At 70.0% G+C, this 367-nt stretch carries 1 pseudogene; it reads left to right on the top strand.

Features of this window, described 5'->3' with window-relative positions:
* Positions 1-367: pseudogene (locus tag CH341_RS34805) on the top strand (hypothetical protein); the annotation flags it as partial.

Raw genomic sequence — 367 nt, 5'->3', positions numbered from 1 at the left:
CGTCGCGCAGGATGCGCCCGGCCCGGAGAATGCTCCGCCGGGGGCGTCTGACGATCAGGCCACACCGGAACCTGCCGCACCGGCCGAGGCGCGATCGGAGAAGGACGGGGAGCCGGCCCAGAAAGCCGGCCAGGCGAGCGAAGCGCCGAAAGAGGCCGCACCTCAAGATCCGCAAGCGGCGGCCGAGCCCGGCAAGGCCGTGCCGGAATATCTCGATGTCTTGAAGGGCGAGCAGGCGATGCCAGAGCCCGTGCGCAAGACCTGGGAAGCGCTGCACGAGGCGGCGCTCTCCGGCGATATCGAGCGGCTGAGGCCCTTGATCGAGGCACAGGATCCGGCTCCGGCCTTCGGCTTCGACAATGTCGGC

This window comes from Rhodoplanes roseus, assembly GCF_003258865.1.
Lineage (GTDB): Bacteria > Pseudomonadota > Alphaproteobacteria > Rhizobiales > Xanthobacteraceae > Rhodoplanes > Rhodoplanes roseus.
The sequence above is the reverse complement of the archived record's forward strand: the minus strand, read 5'-3'. Positions and strand labels throughout refer to the sequence as shown.